The sequence below is a fragment of the Vreelandella sp. V005 genome (assembly GCF_052645115.1).
On record NZ_JBQXYA010000006.1, the window covers coordinates 95900 to 110484 of the forward strand.

Consider the following 14585-nt stretch of genomic DNA (forward strand, 5'->3'; position numbering starts at 1 on the left):
TTATACACCGTTGCTCACTATCAGGATCAAACATGGCCCCTCCCAGCCGCGTACACAGCATGACCGCCTTCGCCCGCACCGAGCAGGCCGCTCCTTTCGGCACCCTGCAGGTGGAAATTCGCTCGGTGAACCAGCGCTACTTAGAGCCCCATTTCCGCCTGCAAGAAAGCCTGCGTGATCTAGAGCCAGTACTGCGCGAAGCGCTGCGCACCCGTTTAGCCCGTGGCAAAGTCGAGTGCAGCGTAAGGTTTGAGAGCGCCGACACTGCGCAAGCGCCTGCGGTGAACGCCCAGCGCCTGAAAGAAATTGCCGATGCACTCGCGGCCATTCAGCAGCAAGTGCCCAGCGCGGTGCCACCCACTACACTCGCGCTGCTCAACCAGCCCGGCGTGATGGAAACCCAGCATCTCGACCCAGACGCCATCAAAGCCGCCGCCAAAGCGCTATTTAACCAAGCGCTGGATGGGCTAATTGATGCCCGCGCCCGTGAAGGCGACAAGCTCGCCGAGATGATCACCACCCGCCTAGACGCGGTGAGCGAACAAGTGACCACCGTACGCAGCCTGCTCCCGCAGATTCTGGAGCGCCAACGCGCCCAACTGCTGGAAAGGCTGGAAGTCGCCAAAACAGAACTCGACCCGCAACGCCTGGAAGCCGAACTGGTGCTGGTGGCGCAAAAAGCCGACGTGGACGAAGAGCTAGACCGCTTGGCTGCGCATATCGAAGAAGTAAGCCACCAGCTCGCCCAGAAAGGCCCCAAAGGCCGCCGCCTGGATTTCCTGATGCAGGAGCTCAACCGCGAAGCCAATACGCTTTCATCAAAATCCGTGGTGGCTGAGACGACCCGCTGCGCGGTGGAGTTGAAGGTGTTGATCGAGCAGATGCGGGAGCAGATTCAGAATATTGAGTAGTATCTATGCTTGTCTAAGAATTCATGTAAAATATTGTTTTTTATATATTTTATATCAGGCGTTGTCCATGCTTATCTACCAAGTTCCAGCTTAAGCCGCTGCCAAGTGGGTAGTAAAATGGGTAGTAAAATGCCATGCTACCCATTAATGAGGCATGATTCTGTTAAATCACTACCCATTTTTGACATAAATTATTGAAAATATTTCGTAAAATGGATAGGTATTGAAGCGTTAGCGGAGGGAGGATGGGAAGCTTTACTGCCAAGAAGGTCCAGTCATTGATCAGAGAATCTAAGCCAGGGCGCTATGGTGATGGCAACGGCTTGTACTTGATGATTCCTAAGGCAGGGGCTGCCTACTGGATGTGCCGCTATACGTTTGCGGGTAAGCGTCGTGGAATGACACTGGGTAAGTATCCCCAGCTATCTCTAGCGGAAGCCCGTGAACAAGTGGTCGAGACCCAGAAAGCTATTCGCAACGGCACCGATCCCCTTGCAGAACGTAGGCGTGATGAGCAAGTAACGATCAGCACTGTGCACGATCTATTCGATGATTGGCATCAGGAATTAGAAAAGCGACTCAAGCATCCCAATATCCCGAAACGCGTATTTGAAAGGGATATTGCCCCCTCCATCGGTTCGCTAACGCTGGATAGTGTTACCCCGATGGATGTACGTGCCATCGTCAGAAAGGTGACGAGTAGCGGTCGGCCAACCATTGCAAATGATGCCTTGATGTATTTGAAACAGCTATTTAACCACGGCATTAAGCTAGGGCTGATTACTTATAACCCTGCCTCAGCTTTTAACGTCAACGATGCGGGTGGGGTCGAAAAAAGCCGAGACAGAGCACTAAGCATCAATGAGCTCAGTAAAGCGTTTACTGTGTTCAGAGAGAACCGTATTAGCTTTACCTATGATAACTACCTAGCTTGCGCACTGCTTGTCGTTTTAGGAGTACGCAAAACAGAGCTGACAGAAGCGAAGTGGTCAGAGTTCGAACTGAACAATGCGAATTGGGATCTCCCTGGCGAACGTAGCAAATCTGGGGTTGGGATAGCGATACCTCTACCTCCCCAAGCTACCGTTTGGCTGAAGGAGCTGAAGGTGCGTGCTTGTGGATCGCCCTATGTGTTTCCTAGCCGCCGCAGCAGCAAGCAGCCCCACATGGGCAAAGACACACTGAATCGCGCCATTGCAAAGCTCTTTGGTAAGGAGCCTGGCAAGCAGAAGCAGCCTGAGAACAAAATGGGCGATCTCACCGAGTTTACCGTGCATGACCTACGGCGTACCTGTCGCAGTCTATTGGCTGAAGCAGGTGTGCCGGGGCATGTTGCTGAGCGCTGCTTGAATCACAAGATCAAAGGAGTGGAAGGTATCTATGATCGGTACGATTATTACGAAGAGCGGAAACAAGCCCTGATTAAGGTGGCAGAGCTGATAAAGTCTGCCATGAAAGTGCATTCTTGAGTAAGTGAAAGATATCATTGAGAGATTGATTTCAGCATTCACTTACGCTCATTATGAAACCCATAGTGCTATTTTAGCTACACTTTATTTTTGTTATTAACTTTAAAAGATACATTTTTTGTCACTTTTTTTTAATATTGAACAATGCAATGAATGATAACGACTTTTTTTAATCATAAGAAGATAGTATGTTCGGCTAACACGCCAAAACCGATGCCGATAAGCACTACCCCACCGATTAGTTCCGCCCAGTGACTAACGTATTTACCAAACTGGTGGCCCAATAGAGTACCAATTGATGCCATGACAGTAGTGGCTAAACCAATAGCTAAGCTGGTAGCGATGATATTGGCATCAATAAAGGCAAGGCTTGCACCAACGGCCATGGCATCAATACTCGTAGCAATAGCCGTTAATATCAATAACCATAGTGTTTGCTTTTCTTGGGCTATTTTGTCTTCTTTGCATAGGCCCGAATACACCATATGTAAACCAATAACCAATAAGATTGAGAACGCAGCCCAGTGATCCCAAGCCTGCACAAAGCGCTGCGATGCTATCCCGGCCAACCAGCCCAGCAGGGGGGTTATGGTCTCGATAGTACCAAATATCAGGCCAATGCTGATGGCGTGCCGAAACGAGGGTTTTTGTAGCTTAGCGCCTTTGCTGATGGAAGCAGCGAAGGCATCTGCCGACATGGAAAAAGCCAAAATCAATATGGTGGCAAATGTCATGGCATCTCTTGCTGAAAACCCGACGCTCTAAACCAAGTCACCCAATATGCCTGCTATACTTGAGTAAATTCGTCGGGTATTAAAAGGCTCCCAACATTATCATTTCCGGCTAGATAAACAAGTCAAAACGTTAAAAATATAGTTCGTCTTGTATAAGATACTTAGCATAGGCTAATCATGTTTCATTAATCTTTATTTTTCCTAGTTGCATTAATAAGTGAATTTTATTTTCAATATTGTACATTAAGTATGTTAACCCAATAAATATAAAATTATTAAGGTTCCAACTCCTGCAGCTCCTAATACTTCGAGCGTATCTATCAAATCATTTTCAACCATTTTCAATACACTGACAGAAAAATGGCGTTCAAGTAACTGTGATATACCATTTGACGTTACACTTAATACGCCGATGATGATCTCGATGTTTTCAATACCGGTTAGCCACAGCAGAGTCGCTAGTAAAGTAATTAAAACAACGCTGGCTCTAAAGGAAAGCCATTTAGCAGAAAGAATAGAGGTATTGACACCGCCTACCAAGCTTCCTGCTGTTGCCTTTTTTTTGGGTAGCAGCCGTCTCCAAAAACCTTGGTTGGAGTCCAATAGAAGCGATAAAACCATGTGCATACACCAGAATAATTGAGCAGAATGGAGAGCAGCTTGCCATGGAATACTTAACGATCACTTAAGCATTCATTAATTGGCGTGGCTCCGGCACGTTTGGCTAATATCTTCTGCCTGTTGATATACGTCCGTTGCTAAGCCAAGCAACCCCAGCACGCTGTGAAATAAGTTATCGTGAGAAGCGGCTTGATCAGAGACTTGCCGTAAGCACTCCGTATCGAGTCCTCGCTGCTTTGAAAATGAGTTGGAAAGCCACCAAACCATAGGCACATGAGTCTGTTCATCGGGAGCAATGGCATAGGGAAGGCCGTGCAAATATATGCCTTTTTCACCCAGTGATTCACCATGATCAGAGAGATAGATCATCGCAGTTGCGTAGTCATCCTGACGCTTTAACATCTCAATCACCTGATCCAACACAGTGTCGGTATACAGAATGGCATTGTCGTAGCTGTTGGTAATGTCGTCTCTTGAACACTTGGCTAAATCAGCGGTGGTGCAAGCGGGAACAAAACGTTCGTAGTCATCAGGGTAGCGTTGGTAATAGCTGGGGCCATGGTTACCTAGCTGATGCAGCACAACCACCTGATCAGCTGAGGTACCGCTAATTTGCGTGGTCAAGGCTTGAACCAGTGCTTCATCCAAGCATCGCCCATCTTGACACAAAGAAGCATACTCCTCTGGCGAGAGCGCTTTTGTCGTCACTCCGTCGCAGACACTTTTACAGCCTGACTGGTTATCAAACCAGGTGACATCTAACCCGGCGTGGGCTAATACGTCCAACAAGGATTCATGTTGCCGAGCATACGATTTAGCGTAATCGGCACGCCCTGGTAATGAAAACATGCAGGGTAATGAGACCGCTGTGCTTGTACCGCATGAGGAAACATCTGAAAAATTGATAACGTCAGGCTGCTGGGCAAGTTTGGGTGTGGTTTGGCGTTCATAACCATTTAATCCCCAATTCGCCGCCCGCACCGTTTCGCCCACCACGATGACGAGCAGTGTGGGTTTGTCACCCGCTTGTGAACTGATACGGGCGTCCTCACCCACCGGGAAACGCACCGTATTCGCGGATGCGTGTTGGTTGGAAAGCGCCTGCGCCATCGAAACAATATAGTTACCTGGGGTCACCAAGTAGCGAAGCTCTTTATTGTTGCGCATGAGTGACGACACTTCTTGGTAAGATAAAAGAATTGCTAACAGCAATATAGCAGTGCAGGCAAGGCAGTAAGCTAAGCGACGCAACACTGCCTTCTTCCAAGTTGACTGTGTGATTTTAACGCGCCAAATCATGATGGTTGGCAAACAGAAAAAGATCATTAAATGAATCAGTAATCCGGATGTAAGAAGCTCCTGTGCCTCGTTAGTATCCGTTTGAAGCACGTTGTCTAACATTGAAGTATCAAAATAGGTGCCGTAATAGCTAGTAAAGTAACTGACGAAAGCGGCAATCAGAAAAAGTAAGGTCAATAATGGCTTTACCAGCGTTCGAAAAGCAATGCTAATGAAGGCTAAATAGTTAAGACAGGTCATCACCAAAAACATAGTGGCAAATGTTAGCCACGTCTGGACGGCAAGAGGGTCATAGCCAGCAAAGGCTTGTTGCCAAAAAGGGACATTGTAAAAAACACTGAATATGACAACTGCCCATAAGACAAGCTGCTCCGTGCTTAATGTGGGGCGATAATGCCAAGCGGTGCCAACAACATTTGAAGGCAGTGATAGCAAAGGACGCATCGAAAGGATCTCTGAATGAAAAGATTAATGAACGCTGGGGTGTAATAAGAATCTTGAAAGGACAAAGCTTACGGTCCAACAAATCATGACGGTCCAGAGGTCGTGGGAGAGAAAGTGCGCCCCGCGGAACTGTTGAGTGATCCCATACGTAAGGCCAAGCCCTAAACCCAGCGAAAGCCCTGCCCATCGCCAATGAGGCTGTATGGCGGCAAAAAAGAAGTAGAGGGCTATCCACGTATAGCCTGCGCTGGCATGACCGGCGGGAAAGCAGGCGGATGCTGGCATTGAGGAAGGCCGTGTATTGAGCAAGCCAATAAAGTCTCGTTCCCCACCATAGCGAACTAAATCCCAAGGGCATTCCATGTTTACAAGGTGTTTAATCGTTGCGACGAGCAGCGTTGAAAGAAGCGTTGCGGAAAAAAGATATAAGAGAGGCGTGCGATACGCTTTAAGACTAGTTACCACGGTGCTTAGTATCAAAAGGAGGAGTGTGACTAAACCCATCGCTAAGCTTAGCCATTTACCGCCTTTGTGAAGAACATCTTGGGTAATCAAGGTATCTTTCCACGCCCAGGCATTACCCTGAAAGCGATATATAAAGTCAGTTATCGTAAAATCTATTTTTAAAATACTGAAGACCGACATGGCGATTAGAAATAAAAGCCATGCGGATGCTACAGGTTTGAGAACATTTAGTAGAGCAGCACGCATAGCCAGACACCCATCATCATAAAAAGGGTCATCATGACGGCGGCAGCTCCCATGTCTTTAGCACGCCCGCTAAGTTCGTTATGTTCTCGTCCGATACGGTCAATGGTGCTTTCGATGGCGGAGTTAATGAGTTCAACTATCACTACAAGGGTGAGTGAAGAAAACAGCAATGCTTTTTCTACGGAAGTGGCATTAACAAAAAATATAAAAGGGTAGAGGACGAGGCATAGCATCACTTCTTGTCTAAAAGCAGACTCATTTATCCAACAAGCTTTTAAACCCGATACTGCATTCATAGAAGCGCGGAAGATGCGTTTGACACCCGTGCCATTAGGTTTTGACGTCGTTGAAATAGGCAAGACAGTACTCTCGATAACGTAACAGTAGGGTCACTATAAAGCGCTAAACTTAACGAACAGTTATGCGCTTTAATTCAGTAGCTAGAATGCAAAGGGGCAGCGCTGGGTGGTGTTCTTACCCACTGTATTGGTTGGTTGGTTGCCGAGGCCGATTGAACGGGAGCCGTTGCGTTTTGTCCGTCAAGGTTATCTTGTATGGCTTCTACTACTGTACTGATCTCTGGGCGCCACAGGATAGTGTCATAGGGTTCTCGTGGTACAAAGGCGAGTGACTTTTTCTGACGTACCAGGGAAATGGTGGCGACATCGAGAGCTGCTGCTAAGTGCATTGGCCCTGAGTCTGGCGTCACGAGTAATTGCGCACGCTCTAGAACGGCGGCAAAATGGCGGATAGGAAGCGGCGGGCATAAGCTACCATACAGCGATGACTTCAAACGCTGCTCAATAGGTGCTAGAAGCTTAAACTCCTCCGGCCCAAGGAATACGACATAACGTATTTCGCAGGCCTCTATGGCATCTATAAGCGTTAGCCAAAATGCCAACGGCCAACGTTTATTTTGATGCCCGCCGACAAAAAGCGCAATAAAGCTAGGACCTGATGAGTGATCGCTATGAGTGCTGACTAGCTGTTGGATCTTCGTCATTGCTTGAAAGTGTTCCTGCTCCGTTAGCTGGAGCAATGGCCGATTACGGCAAGCCACACCGAGCGGGCGTGCTAAATTAACGATGGCATCGTAGGCATGTGGTGATTTCCCTTCAGCCTCAATGCTGTACCACCGCTGGTGACCTTTGTGTGAACCCATGCTGTACCTTGCCCCTATTAACCGAGTCACTATAAAGCCACTCGTTGATCCTCCGCTCACTTGTACCGCTAGGTCATAGCGTTGAGACCTTAGGCGTCGTAATAGCGCCACACACTGCCAAGGTCGAAGAATGGCGGTTCTCGACAGTAAATAAAAATGATCAATAGGACGTTGATGCAACAGTGGCCATGTTTTATCAGTCGCTAAATAGTCTATGCGCGCGGAAGGAAAACGTTCACGAAAAGCATCGATGACAGGGGTACTGATTAGCGCGTTGCCTAGACGAAAATTGGGGCGAATAATTAGAATTTTTTCTATGCCCACAAGGCTGTCAATGGTTTCTGGGGCAGGCGCTTTGAGGATATAACGTATGCCTTCCAGCAAATAACGCTTCATTCTTTTTTCTAAAAAATGAGCCATTATTTTTAAATAAGAGTTTGTTCTAATCAGCATTAGTAATTGCATGCTCTGGCGCTCTGTTCAGTTAATAGAAAATGATCTGCCCACGGCAGGCACAAGGCAGATTCAAAATGACCTCCATTGAAGGCGCTGCTTTGGCTTTGCCCATGGCGAAAGAGGTAGCTTGAGCCTAAGTAACTTAAAGAAGAGTTAAGCTGCGTAAGAGGTTTGTAAAAAAGGGTGGCTGACTTACTGGTTGAATTCAGATGCGTATGCTTTGTGGGGGATACGTTGCCGTATTTAAGAAAAGCTTAAGTTTAGGTGGCGAAGATAGCGGTTTGTAGATTGGGGGAGCAGCATGCGTGCACTGCTAATAGAAGATGATCCCTTGCTTGGGGATGGCATTAAAACGGCGCTGGAACGCGAGGGGTACACGGTCGATTGGTTTATGCTTGGCCGCGAGGCAATCAGCGCTATCGAAAGCGAGACATTCAGTGTGATTATTTTGGATCTTGGCCTGCCTGATATGGACGGCATGCAGGTACTGCATTTACTCCGTCAGCAATCCACTCTACCTATTTTGATTTTGACGGCCCGCGACGCAATGGAAGACCGTATTGGCGGTTTAGATGCGGGGGCGGATGACTATGTGCTCAAGCCTTTTAACTTGAAGGAGTTACTTGCCCGTTTGCGTGTCGTCATGCGACGCGCTGAGGGGCGCGCTTCGCAAGTATTGACACTGGGAGCGCTGAGTATTGATGAGGCGCGTCATGCGGTGAGTTGGCGGGGCAAAGACGTAAAATTGGGTCGACGCGAGTATGCTCTATTGTTAGAGCTAGCCAGGCACCCCGACAGAGTGCTGTCTCGTCCCCGTTTGGAAAATCTGCTTTATGGTTGGGGCGAAGAGGTCGAGTCCAATGCGGTGGAGGTTCACATTCATCATCTGCGTAAAAAGCTTGAAAAGCATCTGATCATTAACGTGCGCGGGATTGGCTACCGGTTGGATAGTCAAGCGCAATGATATCGATACGGCGTTATCTACTCCGCACGCTGGCCATAGCCCTGGTTGTTGCCGGGGGCGTCGCGTTTACCGCGGCCTACTTAATCACAGATCATGAGTTAGAAGAAATTCTTGATACTCAGCTCAGTCTGCATAGCCGGATTGTGGCTGGCCAACTTGATCCAGACGCGACCATTGACGACTATGCTCGCCTAGCTTCGCGCATGGGCCTTCCAGAATATCCGGCTCAGCTATATCGCGACGGTAACTCAGTGCCCGTGAGTATTTCTGAATCAGGCCCCAAGCTTTACCACGAGGAAGAGCTTAAATTAGTACTAGGTTTTTGGAATTCAGATGGCTCACCCAGGCTGTTAGGGGGCAAATGGAATGATGCAGGGCCTTTTCCCGCTCCTTTAGAGGAGGGATTTCGCTGGGAAAGCTACGATGGTCATCGTTGGCGGGTTTTTAGCATGTTCGATATTACCACCGATACCTGGATCAGCATGGGGCTGCGAGGTTCGTTTCATGATGAAGTAGTCGAGCGCATCACCTGGAATAATTTATTGCCGATGCTTTTTTTGCTACCTCTTCTTCTTTGGCTGATGAGCCGTATTATCCGGCGGGGGATTGCGCCTATCCAAGCGCTTTCTAGTCAGGTGCAAGGCCGCTCTTCCCGCGACCTAAGTAAAATCGATAATCCGGTTCCTCAAGAACTTGATGGATTACGTCAATCGCTAAACGACTTTATCGCCCGGTTGAAAGCCACGTTAGAGCGCGAGCGGCGCTTCACTGCAGATGCGGCCCATGAATTACGCACTCCCTTGGCTGCGTTGAGAATCCACCTAGATAATGCGCAGGCAGGGGAAGAGCAATCCTTGCAAAAGGCTTATGTCGGGGTTGAGCGGCTTCAACGGGTGGTAGAACAACTGCTTATTTTGGCTCGGTTGGATCAAGTGGCCACAACCTCACCTACTACTATCGATCTCTATCCTATTATTGCTGAATTAATGGCAGAACTATGGCCACTCGCTGAAGAGCGAGATCAGCACTTGAGGCTAACAGGCTTAAACCAGCTGGAGGTTCGCGCCGACGAAGTCGAGGTGGGCATTCTTTTTCGTAACCTCCTGGATAACGCCTTACGCTATACCCTGGAAGGTGGTCATGTAGAGGTAGAGTTGTCACTAGAGGAAGGAGCCCCTCAACTTATTGTGAGAGACACTGGCCCCGGACTGCCCGAGGCACTACTGGATAAAGTTACTGAACGCTTTAGGCGCGCTTCTGGGCAGAGCACCACCGGCAGCGGGTTGGGTTTATCGATTGTCTCAGAGTTAGTTCAACGCCAACGAGCAATTCTCACCCTCACGAACCGCAAGCCTAGTGGGCTTGAGGTAAGCGTGAGGTGGAAACTTCCTACTTGAACTGGCGTAAAAGATCGCATTTTTCTAGTCAATAGATACCTTGTGAACATTGACAATATTCACACTTATATTGGCGTCCGGATTTATTGAACCACTGCAAAGTTATCTTCGGTCAGCGAGAGAATGCAAATTTAGAGCAGGCCGAAGCGGTTCTGTGAAAGCTTCTTACATAAGTGTCAAAATATATCGACTTAATGGACTAATAGAGAGTGTGTCAATCGGCTAGAGATGAGTCTCGTTGTCCAATCACGAAGGAAGCATTCATGTCAGACCATAATCACAGTCATAATGGTGGCAAAACCTTGTTGTTCGCATTGGTCTTCACTACCGGTTTTGCAGTTGTCGAAGTATTCGGTGGCCTGATAGCTGATTCGCTTGCCTTGTTGTCGGACGCTGGTCACATGCTTACCGATTCACTATCGCTAGGGATAGGCGCCTTCGCAGCCTGGCTGGCCAAGAAGCCTGCATCGCGTCAGCACTCCTTTGGACTCAAGCGCGCGGAAACTCTCGGCGCCCTGTTCAACGTGCTGTTTATGTTCGGGGTGATTGTATTCATTGCCTACGAGGCAATCCGCCGCATGGCAGATACACCATCCGTTGCTGGTGGCATGGTTTTGGCGATCGGCGGGCTTGGCTTGCTAGTGAATATCGTAGTGGCTTGGGTGCTGATGCGTGGAGAACAGACCATAAACGTTCGCGGAGCGCTTCTGCACGTGATGGGAGACTTGCTTGGCTCAGTTGCTGCACTGGTTGCTGGGTCAATCATTTATCTGGGCGGTCCGCCCATTGCGGATCCGATTTTGTCTCTTTTTGTCAGCTTCTTGATTCTTGTCTCCTCCATTCGACTGCTGATTGAGGTGACGAACGTGCTGATGGAAGGCGTACCAAAAGGAGTTAATGCGCATGAAGTCAACACCGCTCTAGTCCGGATCAGCGGTGTCTGTGCTGTTCATGACCTGCATATTTGGAGCCTGTCATCAAGCAGCCAGGCTTTAGCGGCGCATATCGATGTGGAAGCCATGGAGCGATGGGAAGAAATCCTGCCGCAGCTGCAGACGATCTTGCGGGAGCGCTTCGATATTGAACACAGTACTCTACAACCCGAGAATGCCACTATCAACCAAGCTTGCGATGCCGATCCTGATTGTGGAGCTGGTGATTTAAAATAGGGAACAACCGACAGGTGGCCCTGTTTGGCTGCACTTAGCAGCAACAGTATCAAGGTCAACGCCAATTATTTTAAGATCTATATCACTCCTATGAATCCACCCCACGAATCGCTTCGTGACGCATAGGAGTATTGCCAATGCCCCCACCATGTAAACGCTGTGCCGCTACCCGCCTGGTTAATCTTGATACCGCCCAACGCATTGGCGTTGTCAGCGGGTGCCTAGTGGGCGGTGCGATTGGCGCCTTACGTGCTACCGCGGCTACCCAAACGCTTTCACTGGCAACGGCGCGTTTTCCACTCGCTAAACTCCCTGCTGCCATAGTCGGTGCGGTTGCCGGTGGGAAGTCAGGCGTCCGGGTAACGTCGTCTTTATTTGCCCAGTGGCTGCCACCCGGCGCCGGTACCCCCTGGCTGTGCCTTGCCTGTGGGCACATCTTTCGACCGTCCTATCCCCCTTTGGCCGCCGCTCACTGAGTAGCGCCTGTTTGGTTTTGCCTTTTACTTACTCACCCCATAGCGCTGGCTTTTGTCAGCGCTTTTTTTATGTTTGGAGAATTACCCATGGCTCATCTCGTTGAACAAATGGCCTACGTTGGCGCTACCCCTTGGCACGGCCTGGGGCAACAGCTATCACGTCAACAACCGTTAGAAGTCTGGCAGCAACAGGCCGGAATGGACTGGCACATTGAGGAAGCCCCGGTGCGCTTTATTGCCGAGGGTGCCAGCCACCTGGGCAGTATCCACTCGTTTCCTGAGCAGAAGGTGCTCTACCGCTCGGATACCAAGGCGCCGTTATCGGTGGTATCACAGCGTTATAAGGTGGTGCAGCCCGAGGAGATTCTGGAGTTTTACCGTGACCTGACGGAATACGCCGGGTATGAACTGGAAACCGCTGGCGTGCTGAAAGGCGGGCGTAAATTTTGGGCCCTGGCACGCAGTGCCTTAAGCACTTCCCTGAAAGGCCAAGATGAGGTCAACGACTACCTGCTGTTGGCAACGTCCTGTGACGGCACGCTGGCCACCATGGCGACACCCACCACGGTGCGTGTGGTGTGTAACAACACACTGCAGATTGCCGTGGATGGCACGTCGCATGCGGTGAAGGTACCCCACCGAACGGAGTTCGATCCTCGAGCAGTAAAAAGCCAGTTGGGTATTTCTGTTTTCCAGTGGAACGACTTTATGTACCGCATGAAGGCGTTAGCGGAACGTAAGATCGACCACCGCGAAGCTCAGCAGTATTTTCAGTCGGTGCTCTGCGGTATCGATAAACCAATAGACGATCCCTCCAAACTGCCCAATTACCGCGCACTCAACAAGGTGCAGAAGCTCTACCACGGCGAAGGCCGCGGGTCACACCTCGACACAGCCAAAGACACCGCTTGGGGCCTGCTTAATGCGGTCACCGAGTACGTGGATCACGACAAGCGTGCGCGTAGCAACGATACCCGATTGGATTCTGCGTGGTTTGGCCAGGGGGCTCAGCTGAAGCAGGAGGCATTGCAAACAGCCCTTGCCCTGGTCAGTTGACATGCTGTTTCTCATTATTTTACTGCTAATTTTCTTAGTTTTTGTCCTACCTCTCATTGGATAGCGCGATAAGCCCAGCCCCTAACAGGCTGGGCTTTTTGCTTTTACGTGGAGCACATCATGGCCTCTCTTAGCCCCGATTTAGATATCGCATTAACCCAGCTGACGGAACGGCTGCTCACTCAGGAACAAACCTATGCCGAAACCTACGTGATGGCAAAAGGACAGCTGTATCGCACCGAGCTGCACTTATGCCCCGTTCCCCCGCATGAACTTCCCGCCGATCTTTAACCCCTATTGAAGGAGCCTTGTCATGGCCACCAAAGCTAATGTGGTAAATCACGAGACGTCTGCATCCTCTTTACAAGCCGTTCCTGCAGAACCTACTCCCCACCTCACTGAGAGCACGGCTATTATCCAGGTGATTGAGCGTGCCGCACTCAACCCCGACGTCGATATCGACAAGATGGAACGCTTGCTACAGATGCAGGAACGGGTAATGGATCGCCAGGCCATGATGGCCTATAGCGCGGCCATGGCAGCCATGCAGACCGAACTCCCCAGCATTGAGGAGCGCGGGCAGGCTAACAACGGCTGCTATGCCACCTTGGAGGATATCGTCGATACCGTGCGTCCCATTATGCAGAAACACGGCTTTGCGGTGAGTTTTCGTATTCAGACGCAGGAGCGCGGCATAGAGGTGACCGGTGTGCTGATGCATAAGGATGGCCACCGTGAAGAGACCAGCATGCTGCTGCCTGCCGATATAAGCGGTAACAAGAACGCGGTGCAGGCGTTTGGCTCTTCCACCAGCTATGGCAAGCGCTACGTACTATGCGCCCTACTCAACATCACCACACGGGGCCAGGACGACAACGGTAAATCCAGTACTAAATCCGCTACCAAGCTAGTAACACCCTTTCAGGCGGGACAGATCCAGCGGCTGATTAGCCAGTGCCCTGCCACGACTCAGGAATGGTTCAGTGGTAAATACGGTTCAGCCGTGCAAGTCCCCCAGACTGACTTCGACAAGCTACGCGCCTCACTTTCTAAGCGGTCGGTTAAGTAACCAACGCTCTACCCCTTATGGCAGGAGGCATCCATGCAAGTGCTTACCATGGAGCAAGGCACCCCAGAGTGGCTGGCGGCGCGGCTAGGTCGCGTCACCATGTCGGAGCTGAAAGCATTGCTAGTGCAGGGTAAAGGCCCAGGCGGGTTGGGTACTGGGGCGATTACCTACATGCACCAGTTAATCGGTGAGCGAATTACCGGAGAACTGGTCGAGCCGTTTCAAGGCAATGCCCATACCCGGCGTGGGCATACGCTGGAAGGCGTGGCTCGTGCGCTCTACTGCGATACCACTGGCGAACCCAAGCCACACGAAGTGGGCATCATCCTTAACCACAACGTGGGTTACTCGCCTGACAGCTTGGTAGGCGCTAACGGCCTGCTAGAAATCAAAACTAAGCTACCCAAGTTCCAAATCGAAGTGCTGTTGAATGGAGAAATACCCGATGAGCACATACCTCAATGCCAGGGTGGCCTATGGGTCAGCGAGCGGGAATGGATCGACTTTGTCAGCTATTGGCCGGGCATGCCGCTGTTTATCAAACGTGCCTACCGTGACGACATCATGATTCGCACCATCGCCGAGCGGGTCGAGCGATTCCATGAAGAGATGGAACGTCGCATAAGCCAAGTAATGGCGGTATGAGG

Annotated in this window: 16 protein-coding genes; 10 read left to right on the forward strand and 6 right to left on the reverse strand. The window is 50.1% G+C overall.

The window, feature by feature from the left end; all coding sequences use genetic code 11:
• Nucleotides 1-32: 32 nt before the first annotated feature.
• Nucleotides 33-911 carry a YicC/YloC family endoribonuclease gene (locus ACUN8H_RS14090; protein ID WP_445532703.1) on the forward strand — a complete coding sequence of 293 codons (879 nt, stop codon included), beginning with the start codon at nucleotides 33-35 and terminating at the stop codon, nucleotides 909-911.
• Between the two features lie 245 nt (nucleotides 912-1156).
• Nucleotides 1157-2380: a tyrosine-type recombinase/integrase gene (locus ACUN8H_RS14095; RefSeq protein WP_445532704.1), complete on the forward strand. Its 1224-nt coding sequence runs from the start codon at nucleotides 1157-1159 to the stop codon at nucleotides 2378-2380.
• Between the two features lie 173 nt (nucleotides 2381-2553).
• Here the strand turns inward: ACUN8H_RS14095 and ACUN8H_RS14100 are convergent, their stop codons facing one another.
• The 6 genes from ACUN8H_RS14100 to ACUN8H_RS14125 form a co-directional block, all read right to left on the reverse strand.
• Nucleotides 2554-3114, reverse strand: coding sequence for a manganese efflux pump MntP (locus ACUN8H_RS14100; RefSeq protein WP_445532705.1), 561 nt, complete (start codon nucleotides 3112-3114; stop codon nucleotides 2554-2556).
• A gap of 252 nt (nucleotides 3115-3366) precedes the next feature.
• Nucleotides 3367-3735 carry a hypothetical protein gene (locus ACUN8H_RS14105; protein WP_445532706.1) on the reverse strand — a complete coding sequence of 123 codons (369 nt, stop codon included), beginning with the start codon at nucleotides 3733-3735 and terminating at the stop codon, nucleotides 3367-3369.
• A 75-nt stretch (nucleotides 3736-3810) separates the two neighbouring features.
• Nucleotides 3811-5478 carry a phosphoethanolamine transferase gene (locus ACUN8H_RS14110; RefSeq protein WP_445532707.1) on the reverse strand — a complete coding sequence of 556 codons (1668 nt, stop codon included), beginning with the start codon at nucleotides 5476-5478 and terminating at the stop codon, nucleotides 3811-3813.
• Between the two features lie 24 nt (nucleotides 5479-5502).
• Nucleotides 5503-6189 (reverse strand): phosphatase PAP2 family protein, encoded by a 687-nt coding sequence (locus ACUN8H_RS14115; protein ID WP_445532708.1) that lies wholly within the window; start codon nucleotides 6187-6189, stop codon nucleotides 5503-5505.
• The gene (locus tag ACUN8H_RS14120) at nucleotides 6171-6548 is read right to left on the reverse strand and encodes a diacylglycerol kinase (protein WP_445532709.1); all 378 of its coding nucleotides are present in this window, start codon (nucleotides 6546-6548) and stop codon (nucleotides 6171-6173) included. Before ACUN8H_RS14120 ends, ACUN8H_RS14115 begins: the two co-directional genes overlap by 19 nt.
• 74 nt (nucleotides 6549-6622) lie before the next feature.
• Nucleotides 6623-7816, reverse strand: a complete 1194-nt coding sequence (locus ACUN8H_RS14125; RefSeq protein WP_445532710.1) for a glycosyltransferase family 9 protein — start codon at nucleotides 7814-7816, stop codon at nucleotides 6623-6625.
• Nucleotides 7817-8108: 292 nt separating this feature from the next.
• Between ACUN8H_RS14125 and ACUN8H_RS14130 the strand changes: the two genes are divergently transcribed.
• The 8 genes from ACUN8H_RS14130 (at nucleotide 8109) to ACUN8H_RS14165 (ending at nucleotide 14583) form a co-directional block, all read left to right on the forward strand.
• Nucleotides 8109-8771: a response regulator gene (locus tag ACUN8H_RS14130; RefSeq protein WP_445532711.1), complete on the forward strand. Its 663-nt coding sequence runs from the start codon at nucleotides 8109-8111 to the stop codon at nucleotides 8769-8771.
• On the forward strand, nucleotides 8768-10168 hold the full coding sequence (locus tag ACUN8H_RS14135; protein ID WP_445532712.1) for an ATP-binding protein: 1401 nt from the start codon (nucleotides 8768-8770) through the stop codon (nucleotides 10166-10168). The genes ACUN8H_RS14130 and ACUN8H_RS14135 overlap by 4 nt, the downstream gene beginning before the upstream one ends.
• A gap of 263 nt (nucleotides 10169-10431) precedes the next feature.
• On the forward strand, nucleotides 10432-11337 hold the full coding sequence (locus ACUN8H_RS14140) for a cation diffusion facilitator family transporter (protein ID WP_445532713.1): 906 nt from the start codon (nucleotides 10432-10434) through the stop codon (nucleotides 11335-11337).
• Nucleotides 11338-11474: 137 nt separating this feature from the next.
• Nucleotides 11475-11813 (forward strand): hypothetical protein, encoded by a 339-nt coding sequence (locus ACUN8H_RS14145; RefSeq protein ID WP_445532714.1) that lies wholly within the window; start codon nucleotides 11475-11477, stop codon nucleotides 11811-11813.
• An 87-nt stretch (nucleotides 11814-11900) separates the two neighbouring features.
• Nucleotides 11901-12869: a DUF932 domain-containing protein gene (locus ACUN8H_RS14150; protein WP_445532715.1), complete on the forward strand. Its 969-nt coding sequence runs from the start codon at nucleotides 11901-11903 to the stop codon at nucleotides 12867-12869.
• Nucleotides 12870-12989: 120 nt separating this feature from the next.
• On the forward strand, nucleotides 12990-13160 hold the full coding sequence (locus ACUN8H_RS14155; protein ID WP_445532716.1) for a hypothetical protein: 171 nt from the start codon (nucleotides 12990-12992) through the stop codon (nucleotides 13158-13160).
• 22 nt (nucleotides 13161-13182) lie between these two features.
• Nucleotides 13183-13938 (forward strand): ERF family protein, encoded by a 756-nt coding sequence (locus tag ACUN8H_RS14160; protein WP_445532717.1) that lies wholly within the window; start codon nucleotides 13183-13185, stop codon nucleotides 13936-13938.
• A 33-nt stretch (nucleotides 13939-13971) separates the two neighbouring features.
• Complete coding sequence (locus tag ACUN8H_RS14165; protein WP_445532718.1) at nucleotides 13972-14583, forward strand: lambda exonuclease family protein; 612 nt, start codon at nucleotides 13972-13974, stop codon at nucleotides 14581-14583.
• Nucleotides 14584-14585 lie beyond the last annotated feature (2 nt).

Coding starts and splice junctions, on each gene's coding strand:
- ACUN8H_RS14090 (WP_445532703.1), top strand. CDS start 33: ATGGCCCCTCCCAGCCGCGTACACAGCATGACCGCCTTCGCCCGCACC.
- ACUN8H_RS14095 (WP_445532704.1), top strand. CDS start 1,157: ATGGGAAGCTTTACTGCCAAGAAGGTCCAGTCATTGATCAGAGAATCT.
- ACUN8H_RS14100 (WP_445532705.1), bottom strand. CDS start 3,114: ATGACATTTGCCACCATATTGATTTTGGCTTTTTCCATGTCGGCAGAT.
- ACUN8H_RS14105 (WP_445532706.1), bottom strand. CDS start 3,735: ATGGTTTTATCGCTTCTATTGGACTCCAACCAAGGTTTTTGGAGACGG.
- ACUN8H_RS14110 (WP_445532707.1), bottom strand. CDS start 5,478: ATGCGTCCTTTGCTATCACTGCCTTCAAATGTTGTTGGCACCGCTTGG.
- ACUN8H_RS14115 (WP_445532708.1), bottom strand. CDS start 6,189: ATGCGTGCTGCTCTACTAAATGTTCTCAAACCTGTAGCATCCGCATGG.
- ACUN8H_RS14125 (WP_445532710.1), bottom strand. CDS start 7,816: ATGCAATTACTAATGCTGATTAGAACAAACTCTTATTTAAAAATAATG.
- ACUN8H_RS14130 (WP_445532711.1), top strand. CDS start 8,109: ATGCGTGCACTGCTAATAGAAGATGATCCCTTGCTTGGGGATGGCATT.
- ACUN8H_RS14135 (WP_445532712.1), top strand. CDS start 8,768: ATGATATCGATACGGCGTTATCTACTCCGCACGCTGGCCATAGCCCTG.
- ACUN8H_RS14140 (WP_445532713.1), top strand. CDS start 10,432: ATGTCAGACCATAATCACAGTCATAATGGTGGCAAAACCTTGTTGTTC.
- ACUN8H_RS14145 (WP_445532714.1), top strand. CDS start 11,475: ATGCCCCCACCATGTAAACGCTGTGCCGCTACCCGCCTGGTTAATCTT.
- ACUN8H_RS14150 (WP_445532715.1), top strand. CDS start 11,901: ATGGCTCATCTCGTTGAACAAATGGCCTACGTTGGCGCTACCCCTTGG.
- ACUN8H_RS14155 (WP_445532716.1), top strand. CDS start 12,990: ATGGCCTCTCTTAGCCCCGATTTAGATATCGCATTAACCCAGCTGACG.
- ACUN8H_RS14160 (WP_445532717.1), top strand. CDS start 13,183: ATGGCCACCAAAGCTAATGTGGTAAATCACGAGACGTCTGCATCCTCT.
- ACUN8H_RS14165 (WP_445532718.1), top strand. CDS start 13,972: ATGCAAGTGCTTACCATGGAGCAAGGCACCCCAGAGTGGCTGGCGGCG.